The organism is Cohnella sp. GbtcB17, assembly GCF_019091135.1.
GTDB lineage: Bacteria > Bacillota > Bacilli > Paenibacillales > Paenibacillaceae > Cohnella.
In genome coordinates this window covers 1-11,469 of record NZ_JAGXJW010000101.1, presented here as the reverse complement: position 1 = coordinate 11,469, position 11,469 = coordinate 1, and the positions used below count along the sequence as shown (strand labels likewise).

15 protein-coding genes and 1 other annotated feature are annotated in these 11,469 nt (G+C 53.2%); of the genes, 3 read left to right on the top strand and 12 right to left on the bottom strand.

What is annotated here, in order from left to right; all coding sequences use genetic code 11:
- Nucleotides 1–150: 150 nt before the first annotated feature.
- Nucleotides 151–1,599, bottom strand: a complete 1,449-nt coding sequence (locus KVT38_RS32080; RefSeq protein WP_217597824.1) for a DEAD/DEAH box helicase — start codon at nucleotides 1,597–1,599, stop codon at nucleotides 151–153.
- 69 nt (nucleotides 1,600–1,668) lie between these two features.
- A complete protein-coding gene (msrA, locus tag KVT38_RS32075) occupies nucleotides 1,669–2,298 on the bottom strand; it encodes a peptide-methionine (S)-S-oxide reductase MsrA (protein WP_254639718.1) in 630 nt (209 codons plus the stop codon).
- Nucleotides 2,299–2,387: 89 nt separating this feature from the next.
- Here msrA and KVT38_RS32070 point away from each other — a divergent pair, with 89 nt between their 5' ends.
- Nucleotides 2,388–2,552: a hypothetical protein gene (locus tag KVT38_RS32070; RefSeq protein ID WP_217597823.1), complete on the top strand. Its 165-nt coding sequence runs from the start codon at nucleotides 2,388–2,390 to the stop codon at nucleotides 2,550–2,552.
- A gap of 90 nt (nucleotides 2,553–2,642) precedes the next feature.
- On the opposite strand, the gene KVT38_RS32065 is transcribed toward KVT38_RS32070, so the two are convergent.
- The 3 genes from KVT38_RS32065 to KVT38_RS32055 form a co-directional block, all read right to left on the bottom strand.
- Complete coding sequence (locus KVT38_RS32065) at nucleotides 2,643–3,059, bottom strand: organic hydroperoxide resistance protein (protein ID WP_217597822.1); 417 nt, start codon at nucleotides 3,057–3,059, stop codon at nucleotides 2,643–2,645.
- Nucleotides 3,060–3,457: 398 nt separating this feature from the next.
- On the bottom strand, nucleotides 3,458–3,997 hold the full coding sequence (locus tag KVT38_RS32060; RefSeq protein WP_217597821.1) for an O-acetyl-ADP-ribose deacetylase: 540 nt from the start codon (nucleotides 3,995–3,997) through the stop codon (nucleotides 3,458–3,460).
- A 32-nt stretch (nucleotides 3,998–4,029) separates the two neighbouring features.
- Nucleotides 4,030–4,560 (bottom strand): GNAT family N-acetyltransferase, encoded by a 531-nt coding sequence (locus KVT38_RS32055; RefSeq protein WP_217597820.1) that lies wholly within the window; start codon nucleotides 4,558–4,560, stop codon nucleotides 4,030–4,032.
- Between the two features lie 56 nt (nucleotides 4,561–4,616).
- Nucleotides 4,617–4,851, bottom strand: a binding site (T-box leader).
- A gap of 167 nt (nucleotides 4,852–5,018) precedes the next feature.
- Here KVT38_RS32055 and KVT38_RS32050 point away from each other — a divergent pair.
- Both KVT38_RS32050 and KVT38_RS32045 read left to right on the top strand, forming a co-directional pair.
- Nucleotides 5,019–5,264, top strand: a complete 246-nt coding sequence (locus KVT38_RS32050; RefSeq protein WP_217597819.1) for an AbrB/MazE/SpoVT family DNA-binding domain-containing protein — start codon at nucleotides 5,019–5,021, stop codon at nucleotides 5,262–5,264.
- A gap of 1 nt (nucleotide 5,265) precedes the next feature.
- The gene (locus KVT38_RS32045) at nucleotides 5,266–5,658 is read left to right on the top strand and encodes a type II toxin-antitoxin system death-on-curing family toxin (RefSeq protein ID WP_217597818.1); all 393 of its coding nucleotides are present in this window, start codon (nucleotides 5,266–5,268) and stop codon (nucleotides 5,656–5,658) included.
- 116 nt (nucleotides 5,659–5,774) lie between these two features.
- Here KVT38_RS32045 and KVT38_RS32040 read toward each other — a convergent pair whose 3' ends face one another.
- The 7 genes from KVT38_RS32040 to KVT38_RS32010 form a co-directional block, all read right to left on the bottom strand.
- Nucleotides 5,775–7,475: a hypothetical protein gene (locus KVT38_RS32040; protein WP_217597817.1), complete on the bottom strand. Its 1,701-nt coding sequence runs from the start codon at nucleotides 7,473–7,475 to the stop codon at nucleotides 5,775–5,777.
- A gap of 3 nt (nucleotides 7,476–7,478) precedes the next feature.
- Nucleotides 7,479–8,519, bottom strand: coding sequence for a glycoside hydrolase family 88/105 protein (locus KVT38_RS32035; RefSeq protein WP_217597816.1), 1,041 nt, complete (start codon nucleotides 8,517–8,519; stop codon nucleotides 7,479–7,481).
- Between the two features lie 92 nt (nucleotides 8,520–8,611).
- Nucleotides 8,612–9,067 (bottom strand): GNAT family N-acetyltransferase, encoded by a 456-nt coding sequence (locus tag KVT38_RS32030; RefSeq protein ID WP_217597815.1) that lies wholly within the window; start codon nucleotides 9,065–9,067, stop codon nucleotides 8,612–8,614.
- A gap of 121 nt (nucleotides 9,068–9,188) precedes the next feature.
- Nucleotides 9,189–9,713, bottom strand: coding sequence for an NUDIX hydrolase (locus tag KVT38_RS32025; RefSeq protein WP_256455308.1), 525 nt, complete (start codon nucleotides 9,711–9,713; stop codon nucleotides 9,189–9,191).
- Between the two features lie 389 nt (nucleotides 9,714–10,102).
- Nucleotides 10,103–10,366, bottom strand: a complete 264-nt coding sequence (locus KVT38_RS32020; RefSeq protein WP_217597814.1) for a hypothetical protein — start codon at nucleotides 10,364–10,366, stop codon at nucleotides 10,103–10,105.
- 203 nt (nucleotides 10,367–10,569) lie between these two features.
- Complete coding sequence (locus KVT38_RS32015; RefSeq protein WP_217597813.1) at nucleotides 10,570–10,767, bottom strand: hypothetical protein; 198 nt, start codon at nucleotides 10,765–10,767, stop codon at nucleotides 10,570–10,572.
- 79 nt (nucleotides 10,768–10,846) lie between these two features.
- The coding region (locus KVT38_RS32010; RefSeq protein WP_483298209.1) for a transposase at nucleotides 10,847–11,469 on the bottom strand (623 nt) is incomplete at its 5' end.

Genomic DNA, 11,469 nt, shown 5'->3' with positions numbered 1-11,469 from the left:
AAATCGCTGATAAATGTTAAATATCCGCATAGACAAGCCATTTTCAGACCCTCGGTGTGCTTCACCGCTGGAAATATTAAGTATATTAAACCACAACCGTCCGCTTTTGAAAAGCAAAAAATTTGTCGGCTGCGAGGCGGATACGTCCTTCTATTTCTTGTTCGCTACTCGTACCTTCAGCAGCTTGCCTTTGATCGTCGTCTCTTGCATCTTGTTCAATACCAGGCGGCCTTTGCCGTTAAGAATATCCACATAGGACACATTGTCCTCGATCGTAATAATTCCGATATCCTCCGCCGATACGCCCTCGATCTTGGCGATCGTGCCGACGAAATCCACCGCCCGGATCTTCTTTTTCTTCCCGCCGTTGAAGTAGAGCTTGAGGATCTCCTCGTCCAATCGGGCGCTCCTGTCTTTTTTGACGCCTGCCTTGCTCTTGATCTTCGCATCAAAGGACGCTTGGGCATACGTCACCGCATCTTTGGAGGGGTTATTTCTCCGTGGGATATCAAAACCGACATATCGCTCCACGTTGATTACAAACTTCTCTTCGTTCGGCGTGGCGAAGGAGATCGCTTTCCCCCTATTGCCCGCTCGTCCGGTTCTGCCGGTCCGATGCACGTAGCTCTCGTTTTCCTGGGGAAAGTCGTAGTTGATGACCAGACTAATATTATCGATATCGATTCCTCTCGCGGCAACGTCAGTCGCGATCAGATAACGAAACTCTCCGCGTTTGAACTCGTTCATGACCTGGGAGCGATTGTCCTGCTCCATGCCCCCGTGGATTCGGTCGCAGGGGTATCCGTGCTTGTGCAGTTCCTTGAATACGACGTCAACCCTGACCTGCGTCCGGCAAAAAATGATGCAGCTGTCCGGATTTTCGACCGTGGCGACGTCCCTGAGCAGATTCAGTTTGTCGTCGTCCTTCACCATGTAGAGCGCATGCTCGATCTGGCTTGTCGTTCTGCCCTCCGTCTGAATCTCGATATCGAGCGGCTGCTTCATATATTTGTGACACAGGCGTTCGACATCCTTGGGCAGCGTCGCCGAGAACAGCAGGGTCATACGATCCTTCGGCAGTTCGCGGATAATCTTCTCGACCTGTTCGATGAATCCCATGCTCAGCATCTCGTCGGCTTCGTCGATGACCAGATATTTCACTTGCTCGAGGTCGATCGTGTCTCTCTCGATATGATCCATGACCCGCCCCGGCGTCCCGACGACGACATGGTTTTTATGCGCCAACTGAATCTTTTGCCTGGCGAAGGGCTGCTTGCCGTAAATCGCGGTTGCCTTGATCCGTTTAAATCGGCCGATATTCATCATATCTTCCTTGACCTGGTCGGCCAGCTCGCGCGTAGGCGTCAGGATCAAGGCTTGCGGGCGGTTCTCTTCCCACTCCACCATCTCGCAGATCGGAATCCCGTACGCAGCCGTCTTCCCGCTCCCCGTGTGAGACTTGACGGTCATATCCTTCTTCTGCAGCGCGACGGGAATGACTTTGGTTTGCACTTCGGTCGGCTTGACATAACCCATGCTGTCCAAAGCCCGGCGTATGTCGTCGCTTAATTTATAATCGTTGAAGCTGGGTTCGCTCATTCTGATTCCCCTTTGTAAATCCGCGAATGTCGGTTCTTCATGATACGATAATTCCCCGCGCATTACCATCTACCACCGTATCTGCCGTACCCGTTCAATCAAGGCGTTCCGCTCGCCCGGTTCGATCGGCCAGTCCTGAATCTCGCGCAGGACGGGTGCCAGATTCGCATAGCCCTTGGCGATACCGTTGAGCCGTGCCGCCAGCGTCGAACGGATGAACGCTTCTTCCGTTTCGTACAGCCCGCTCAGCTGCCCGATCGCGTCCGGATACCTTTTCAGATAATACTTCTGGTGCCGCGCTTCAGCCGGGTAAAACGCCGTGAAGGGAGCGATCTCCGTCTCCAGCGCCTGTCCTTTGGCCGCCTCCATCCGCTCCTTAACCCGATTAAATGTCGCGGCCTGATCCGCGTCGCGGTATAGAAGCAATGATTGATACTGCCTTCCTTTATAGCCGTTAATATTAACGGGGTTATGGTTGTTCCAGAACGTCTCCAGCAGTGTGTCATACGAAATCAGATCGGCGTCGAATGCAACTTCGACCGTCTCGGAGTGATCCCCCATCTCACGATAAGTCGGCTGCGCCGTCGTACCGCCTGCATAACCTACTCGCGTCTCTATAACCCCGGGCAACGCGCCGAACATCGCTTCCGGCGACCAGAAGCAGCCCATGCCCAGGGTGATCGTTTGCATCCCGCGCATTCGTTCCGCCTCCTCTACATGGCGCACATATTCTTGTCCAAGAAGTGGCATGCTGGAATGGTTGTAAAAATAGTCCAAGGAGGTGCCCCATGACAAATAACCAAAACGAGCCGACCAAGGCGGAAGTTCAGACGACCGAGCTGAACAAGCTGCCCGTGCCCGGTCAGGACGATACCGAGTTTTCCGCGGAGGAAGCAGCCGAAGCGTTCGAGCAAGGCCAATCCGCCAGCGGCACTGAGAATATCGACCGTTAACAACCTTGTTTCTAACAAGAATAAGACACCGGCGGCCTTTTAGCAAAAAGGTTCGCGGTGTCTTATTTGCGTATGTCGGACGCCGCGTCGTTAAACGACGTTAATCTTCACATCGATATTGCCTCGCGTCGCCTTGGAATAAGGACATACCTGGTGCGCCTCGGCGGTCAGCTGTTCGGCGAGTGCACGCTCGACGCCAGTCAGCTTCACGGCAAGCGCCACGGCCAAGGCGAATCCCCCGTCCGTGTCTTTGCCGATCGTGACGCTGCCCGTCACCTCGGTAGCTTCGTATTTGACCTCATGCCGGCGGCATACCAGATTCAGCGCACTCTCGAAACATGCCGCATAACCGGCGGCGGACAGCTGCTCCGGATTCGTCGCAGCGCCGCCCATTCCGCCGAGCTCCTTCGGCATCCGAAGCTCAAGCTGCAGCACGCCGTCGCTTGAAGTCAGCTTGCCTTCGCGGCCTCCCGTGACCGTCACGGTTGCCGTATATAAGTTTTCCACTACGAGTCCCTCCACGTTTCCGAATTCCGGTGCCTCGGCGCCACATTGGGCAGACTTGGCCGAGCATCCGTATAGGTTGCGCGAATGCGACATTGTTATCCATGAATAAAATTGCGTTTTGCGGGGTAAGACGTACATTGCGTAGAGGTCAAGATGCGTGTGAGTTGCGTCCACATGTGCATAATTTTGTGCACAACCCGTGGGTAACCTGGGGATAAATCAATTTTTATTATGTGAAAGAGGACGGATTACCGCTTTGCGTTTAGAAGTATGGCATGGATCTGGACGTACTGTGAAGCGCCGTTGAATTGTTGTAAGAGAACATGTGCACAACTCTGTGCACATGTTGTTTATATCCTGTTGATAACGTTAATAACTAGGGGATAACTATAGCTAAATCACAGCGCGCCCACCCGTTCCACGTACAAATCATAGTTCTGGCGGTCAAAGCATACGAACTGAATCCGCTCGAACGCCTGCTTGCGCGCAAGTACGTCGGTAACCGCCTCGATCGCTACATCGACGGCTTGTTCCTTGGGATAACCGTAGATGCCCGTGCTGATATTCGGAAAAGAAAGGCTCGAGATACCATGCTCCTCGGCCAGCCGGAGCGCGCTCCTGTAGCAGTTGCCCAGCTTCTCGGCTTCGCCGTTTTTGCCGCCTTTCCAGACAGGCCCCACCGTATGAATCACATACTGGGCCTTTAAGTTTCCTCCCGTCGTGATGACGGCCTCTCCGACAGGGCACCCGCCCCGTTCGCTTCGGATTCGCACGCACTCGTCCAATATTCGCCTCCCGCCTGCGCGGTGGATCGCCCCGTCCACGCCCCCGCCGCCAAGCAAGCTGCTATTGGCCGCGTTCACGATGCACGCCATCGAGGATTGCGTGATATCTCCCTGAATAACCTCTAATTTTGTGCCGTTAAGTGTTGTTTCCAAACGAAGACCTCCTTTAATGCGGTTAACCTTACTTACGACAGCTCCGAACGCAGCAAGGCATAATAGGTCAAATCCTCGTACGCGCCGTCCTTTAACACATGTCCCCTAAAAACCCCTTCATGCTTCATTCCCATCTTTTCCATCACGCGAAACGAAGCCGGATTCCGCGTCATCGCCGCCGCCCATATGCGATGCAGCTTCAAGTCTTGCAACGCGAAGCGCAATACGCACTGCGCCGCTTCCGAGCAATAGCCTTGGTTCCAGTGCGCTCTGCCCAACCAGTAGGCCAGTTCAGCGTGATGGTGCGCCGGATCGATCCGAAGTCCCACGATACCCATAAACGTCTCAGAGAGTCGATCGAGGACGGAAAACGAAAAGCCCTCCCCTTTCTCCGCAGCCTCTTGCCTGCGTCGAATAAACGCGGCTGCCGCTCCAGACGGGTACGGATGCGGAATACCCAGCGTCGTTCGCGCAATTTCCTTGTCGTTGATCAGCAGCTCCATAGGCTCCGCATCAACAGGTTCGACCAATCGCAGTTTCAACCGATCCGTGTACATCTCCATAACCGCTCGCCTCTCCTCTGAACCTTATTGGAAACAAACGCAAAAAAACTCCATCCTCAAGGGACGGAGTCGATCCGCGGTACCACCCTAGTTGACGTATACTCGCATACGCCCGCTCTGCCATCATCCAACAATGATGCTCCCGGTTAACGGCGGGATGCCGTGTCCGCCTACTCGCGTTCGGGGACCTGCTCGGAGGCGATGATTCAACGCTCAGCGTTGCTGCCTCGCACCGGCCGGCAGCTCTCTGCAACGCGACGAACGTTTACTTGTCCTCTTCACTGCTTTTATTCGTATCATTGGTTTACACTTTATTCCAGAGGCAATGCCGCTGTCAATAGGGAATGCGCATTAATAAATGAAGCGGCTGTCTTTATAGGCACTCATTTTAAATATATAATTGTCATACGGTCAAACAGTATAACAAGGAGAAAACGTTTAGGGGAAAGGTGAACGAGATGGAACGAAAAGTAACAAAGTTCGGAAACAGCTTGGGAATCACAATGACCGAAGCATTAAAGCAAATCGGTCTTGAACTTGGCGATACGGTGCATATTGACGTAAAAGAAAACGACGGCGAAATTGTTATTCGAAAAGCGAATAAAGTAGCATTGCCGACAGGTATAAGCAACGAATTCCTAGAGACTTTATCACAAGTGATGGGACAGTATGATGAGACTTTGAAGGGATTAAAGGATCGTTAACATGACCATTCGTTACCTAACCATCCACGAGGTCGTAGCCATTAATGTCGCGATGATACAGAAATATAGTCCCGGCGAACTCATTGGCGTCAAAGACGGCGGTATGCTAGAATCAGCTGCTGCCAGGCCCCAATCCTCGGCTTTCGGGGAAGATGCTTATCCTTCCGTATTTGAAAAGGCAGTTGCCCTTTTCGAATCTCTAGGACAAAATCACCCCTTTCAGAATGCGAATAAGAGGACGGCATTTACCGCTCTCGTGGTTTTTTTGAACCTTAACGGGTGTCGCTTTAAAATGGATCAGAAAGCAGCCGAAGATATGACGGTCGATATGGTCAATCATCAATATGACTTTCAAACGCTTGTAAAGCTGATTCAGGATCACTGCCCGAGCTAAAGCGCAACCGAACCGTTGCCATCGTCCATACCACCCGGCGAGTAACAAAAAGCCTCCAACCTGCCGAAGCAGCATTGAAGGCTTATCTCATTCTTCACACCATTTGTTTACGCCATTTACCTAAGCAATGCAGGAGGCAGTTGTACCTGATTCTCCTTGTAAAGCTCGCCTGTCTTCCGCGGCTTCTGCGGCACGGTGATGGCTGCCAAGCCCTCATCTGTCCGAATGGATGCGGTCAGCCACGCTTCGTTCTCCTGGACGTCGACAACCGGCAGCGGCCCATCCTCGCCGAGCGACAGCGCAAAAATCCAGACCGCCCGCTCCAGCGCATGAAAATCGAAATCCCGCTCCTCGCCCGTCGAGACCACATAATCCAGGCCGAGACCTTCCTCGCTTCGCTCCGCCTGCAACCGCAGTTCACCGTAATCCGAGCGGTCCACCACGGCCTCCACCTGCAATGTCGTTTCTCCGATTGCGGTCACAAACCGTTTGCCCGTCTGCGTCGACTGCAGCTCCGCGTTCGCCGCATGGCCGCCGAGGAGGAGACGGATGCGCAAATCCGTTGCTCTGAACCTGCCGTTTATGATGTCCAGATCCTGATGCCACCCGCCGTTATCCGTCGCCAGGTTAAAGGCGAATAGTGCCTGCCCGCGCGACTGCACGCCCGTGAAGATGGCCGAGCAGAAGTCTTTTCCGTCCTTCAAAAACTGCAGCTGGATCGACACGGCACGGCCGCCTCCACTGTCCAAGTAACCGAGCAGGTTGCGGCGCTGGTTCCACATGCTGCCCGACGTATAACTGCCAAGCGACAGCCGCTCGTTCTGATACGTTGTCGCATAGTTCTGGTACCCCGTTTCGTCCGCCTTCAGCGTCGGCTCCGTGAAGTAGCGCTCCTCCGTCGAGGTGAATAAATAGCGATATTTCTCGGGACAACGAATTTGCTTCGTGCCCTGTTCCTGTTCCTGCTCCCGCTCCTGCTTTAGGGCGCTTTCAAGAAAAGCCATCTCGTTCGGCCGCAGCTGCGTGCTGTACGTCCGGCTGTGCGGACCGCTCCACGCGCCCGTCGCAGGGTGATAGTGCTTCGCGGTCATATGCCAGGCCAGATCCAGCAGCTCCTCTGCGTCCCCTACCGCCCCAGCCGTGCTCGACTCCGCGTAGATGCCGTGCAGTTCCTCGATCGCGATCGGGGTATAGCAAGGGCTGTTGTACTCCGAGAACGTGCCGATCGCCTTCGTGTAGTCTCGAAACGTGCGAAGACGGCGTTCGCCATAGCTGCGAATTTCTTCCTGGCCCAGCAGCTCTCCCCCAAGCAGCGTAACGAGCGCGCCCATGATGGCAATGTTCGTGTAATTCGGGCCGACATTGCGGATAATGATAGCCTGGCAGGCGTGATACACGGCGCTGCGCAGCTTTGTAATGAGCGAAGGCGGGAGAAGCTCCGCATGATTTTTTAAAATCAGCACGAGCTTCTTGCCGTGAAAATCCGCCATATTCCAGTCGGGGCGGTCCATCTCGTCCAGCGACTCCTCCTCGAAATACGGCCAGATCCCGTACGTCGAACGGCTCGGATCTTGATCCTGCCGCTTAACGATAACCTCCAGAATGTCCGCCGCCCGCTTCGCATACGCCTCGCCGCCATACCGCAGCAGATCGAACGCATAGCAGGTGGAAACGTACAGCTCGTAAGCGAAAGGATGCGACTCCTGCTTTAGCGCCGTGTGATAAGTCTTCGTCATGGGCACCCGAACCAACTTGGCGTCGGCATCGTAGGCTTGATCTTTTGCTAGGATCGAGGCGAGAAGCTCGGCGTTTCGCATGATCTAGGCGCTCCTTTGCGATATTTTGGCGAGCAGCATGAGCACCAGGCCTTGTCCGTACAGGGTTGGATACGTCGATACGTCATTCTGGTACGCTTCGATCGTTGGCATCACCGGCGTGCCGCCGGATACTCCATTGACCACTCCATCTGCCGTTATATACGGAACGATCGCGCGATACGCATACTCCGCTCCCATCGCATACTCCTCTTCATCGGGGATCAGCTTCAGCTCGGCCGCTTTCAGAAGACCGTAAGCGATACCAGCGCTGCCCGACACTTCTCTGTAAAAGTCAGGCCGGTCCATGACCGTGCTCCAGAGGCCATCCTCCTGCTGAAAAGCGAGGAGCCCGCGCATCAGGCGACCGTAACGCTCCCTCAGCTCCTGCGGGATGTTGACCAGCCCGTCAATTTCCGCTGCGATCATCGGGACACCTGCAGCAATCCAGGCATTCGCCCGCGTCCAGCGCGCGCCCGACATATGATCGCCCGAAGCGCAGTTCCAGCCGTGGAACAGCACGCCGGTCTGTGGATCCTGCAGCAAGCGCAAATGAATCAGCACCTGCTTCAACGCCTCCTCGGCGTATGCCCTGCTTCCGACGAGAGAAGCCGTACGCGCCAGGAACAGCACCGCCATGAAAATCGTATCCGCCCACACCTGTTCGGAGAACGCCACGTTTTCCGTCACCGTATGCTCGAAGGCTTCCTCTCGCGTCCGCGGCGCCTCATGCAGCAGCCATTCGGCGATGCGCACCGCTTCCTCCTTGAAGTGAACGTCCCCGGTCAATCGGTACAGAGCCGGAAAGATCGCAAAAGGCGCGATCGAATTAATCACCGCTTTCCCCTTGGCCTTCGCCTCGTTCCGCTTTACCCATTGCTGCAGATAGGCGAGCACCTGCTCATCGCGCGTCGCCTCGTAGTATTCCAGCAGCGCAATGACGCCAACCCCAGGCACCCAGTCCCATTGGTTGATATCCATCCCCCAGTTCCCTGAGTGATTCTGTACCATCTGCCGCCATACTTTTTCCGCATAGCTTCCGACCATAGCCGCCCCTACCTTTCTTCCTTTGGTAAATTACCGGTTACTTGCACGGTATGTTCAAGCGGAAGAATTCATACGTCTGGCTTGCTTTTCGGTTATAAATGCAGCTCCATCGGATCATTGCATAGCGTGTAGCCGTTTCGCCTATAGAATTCCCTGCTCTCATCGCTCGGCCATACGATGATGAATTCAAGCTTGTTCTCCGTCGCCCACGTCCGAACCGCCTTGAGCAGCTCGCTCCCAGTTCCCTGCGATCTGTAAGCAGGATCCGTATAAACATTGGTCATGTAGGCGAAAGGATACGTAATTCTCCCTGGCCGCGGCACTTTATCGATCAATTGAATGTAAATGTGCGATGCGATGACACCTTCGACTTCCGCCAGCCAGATGTGCCAACGTTCACCGCGAATCGCTTCCTCTAAAAACGCTCTGCACTCGGCGGCAAATAGCTCGAGATCGTCGCTCATCTCAGGCTGATGCTCCAGCGTGAATTCCCAACGCATGAGAATGAGTGCTTCGATATCTTCTATATAAGCCCGTCTGATGCGCATAATCAGGCGCCTCCATCAGATTATGTAAGGTTATTTGTCTCTTCGTCCTTGAAATGAGCCTATCGGATATAAATTCGGGAATTCCCCCGCTTCTCCCGCAACAAAGATCGTCCAAACGTGATCACCCATGCATAGCCTCTCCTTTGCTTAACCATCGAGAAGCATGCTTCAGAATCGTAAAATCCCTTAGGAGCATAAACCTCGTGGAGTAATCCTCGCAATTGACGATCGGGAATCGGACTTTTGCGATAGCGTCTTCGATGCTCATCCATCTCATTCGCATACCTAATTGAATTTCATCTTCAGATAATGCCACGTCCCCCTGTTGGCTCACCGCCTTGGCGATATAGCAATAGGATCGTTGCATGAATTGATTTTTAAATTTATGTTCGTCAATATATCCAAGAGTATGAGTAACAACAGCGTCATAACCCGTTTCTTCCCTGATCTCGCGCAAGAATGCTTCTGCTTTATCCTCCTCCTCCTCAAGACCGCCGCCGGGGAGCTTGTACAGGTTGAGCGCCGTCATTTCCATCATGGCCACCTGCCCGCTGCTATTGACGAGCACACCTCTGGAAGCAAATCTGGATACTTCATTTAGATATATAGATTCCCCGCTGAGGACATCTCTGTCTGTTATGCTCATTATTAATCGCAAACCATTATCACCTTTTCCTGTCGTTGATACGGCGTCAGAATTAATATTTATTGCCTCATGTAGATTCAAATAGAGTATATTTCCATAGCATGGTAAAACGCAATCGAACAAAAGAGATACATAGCACGATGTCGGTGGCTTCATAGCAAAGAACTCTGACCTCATGCGGTCAGAGTTCTTATGGTGGAGCCGAAACGCGACGGGGCAAATCCACAACTTTCCACCGTGCGATTGTTTAGAGAGGTGGCATTATATCCTCCCTTATCTTGCTTGACTACAAAAGCTAAGACTTTATTGCCTTCTTGGCATAATAGCTTTTACATGCATTGCGATTAAATCAAACTCTTCATATTTATAAAGAGCAACCGCTCAAGTTGCTATTTCTCCATCCATAGATCGAGGATTACGGCCACATCCGCCTGTTCCAGCGCAGCCTTCAGATTTCGAAGTGACACTGCGTACCGTCGGATGATATCTGAAGGGGCGATGTAATGCCCGCCCTCAAGAACGCGAGTCTTGACGCGGTCAATGTGCATCTGGACATTCTGCAGACCAATGTAGTAAAAGTAAACCTTGAACCCGGCAGCTCGGGCTGTCGACATCTGCTTGATCACATATTGGCCGGTAAGCGTCGTTTCCATCGCAAAAGATCGATACCCATTCAAATATTCCCTAATCCTTCGAATCGCTTCCTTCCCTGCCGACAAATCTGCGCTCCGGGGGTTGGAAGGATTCAGATGCTTGGCGATGAGATCTGGGTTTACAACTGTGTCAAAGGTTTGCCCATAATGCTCTATGAGCGTCGACTTGCCCGCACCATTGCATCCAGCAGAACTCTGGCGCCTTATTCAATTGAAAACTCCAGCAATTTACCGTCGCCATCTACGATCAGAGCATATTTTCGTCCGTCTGCATCTTCGCGAACCCGGTTTCCATTTTGCATATAAAACAGCGGAGCGCCCGTTAACTTAGCTTTTTCTCGTACGGACTTGCTCGCTGCCTTGAGGACTTCCTTCAGTTCTTGGCCGGTTTTGGCGCTCACGGCAACCACCTCAACATCGATAATTATGGTTTCATATGTACAGTATAGCAAAAATCCACAACCTAATGCGCTTATGGATTTACATGGTGGAGCCGAGGGGAGACGAGTAGAAGTGCTTGCCGTCGACCAGGAATTTGCCATAGCCGTCGGTCTTCACGCGTGTGTATCGGCAGGCGGCAAACGGCGACTTTGGCAAATAGAGAAACGCCCTTTTGTCATCTTCAAACAACAAATGAATCGGAGCGCCTTTCTTGTAGTGCTTGCGCCGCCAGTCGCTTTCGCAGCGGTCAAGCAATTCGTGGTTAAATGCTTGCACGTCAGTAACCGTCGGGAGGGGAACAAAGAAGTTGCGCCGCATGTAACCGACCTTGTTCTCGACGTTTCCTTTCTCATGACCAGCGTACGGATTGCAAAAGGTAAGCTCAAAGCCATAGTGCGCCTTGAAGCGCAGAAACACTTCGGCAATCCGTACACTTTCGCTGACTCGGCGACCCACGCCACTAGCGTTATCGAAGATGAGGCGTATCGGCACGCCGCCAATCCGGTGGAAGATATCTTGCAGGCCGTGCGCCACGCACTCTGCCGTTTCACCGCCGAATAGCTGTGCGTAACCGGCATTGCTGTAGGGGAAGCTCACGCATAGGTACTTGTACATCCGCTTCTCGCCGCTGGCGTCATAGAAATCAGCTTCGCCAAAATCGA

Coding starts and splice junctions, on each gene's coding strand:
- KVT38_RS32080 (WP_217597824.1), bottom strand. CDS start 1,599: ATGAGCGAACCCAGCTTCAACGATTATAAATTAAGCGACGACATACGC.
- msrA (WP_254639718.1), bottom strand. CDS start 2,298: ATGCGCGGGATGCAAACGATCACCCTGGGCATGGGCTGCTTCTGGTCG.
- KVT38_RS32070 (WP_217597823.1), top strand. CDS start 2,388: ATGACAAATAACCAAAACGAGCCGACCAAGGCGGAAGTTCAGACGACC.
- KVT38_RS32055 (WP_217597820.1), bottom strand. CDS start 4,560: ATGGAGATGTACACGGATCGGTTGAAACTGCGATTGGTCGAACCTGTT.
- KVT38_RS32050 (WP_217597819.1), top strand. CDS start 5,019: ATGGAACGAAAAGTAACAAAGTTCGGAAACAGCTTGGGAATCACAATG.
- KVT38_RS32045 (WP_217597818.1), top strand. CDS start 5,266: ATGACCATTCGTTACCTAACCATCCACGAGGTCGTAGCCATTAATGTC.
- KVT38_RS32040 (WP_217597817.1), bottom strand. CDS start 7,475: ATGCGAAACGCCGAGCTTCTCGCCTCGATCCTAGCAAAAGATCAAGCC.
- KVT38_RS32035 (WP_217597816.1), bottom strand. CDS start 8,519: ATGGTCGGAAGCTATGCGGAAAAAGTATGGCGGCAGATGGTACAGAAT.
- KVT38_RS32030 (WP_217597815.1), bottom strand. CDS start 9,067: ATGCGCATCAGACGGGCTTATATAGAAGATATCGAAGCACTCATTCTC.
- KVT38_RS32025 (WP_256455308.1), bottom strand. CDS start 9,713: ATGAGCATAACAGACAGAGATGTCCTCAGCGGGGAATCTATATATCTA.
- KVT38_RS32020 (WP_217597814.1), bottom strand. CDS start 10,366: ATGGAAACGACGCTTACCGGCCAATATGTGATCAAGCAGATGTCGACA.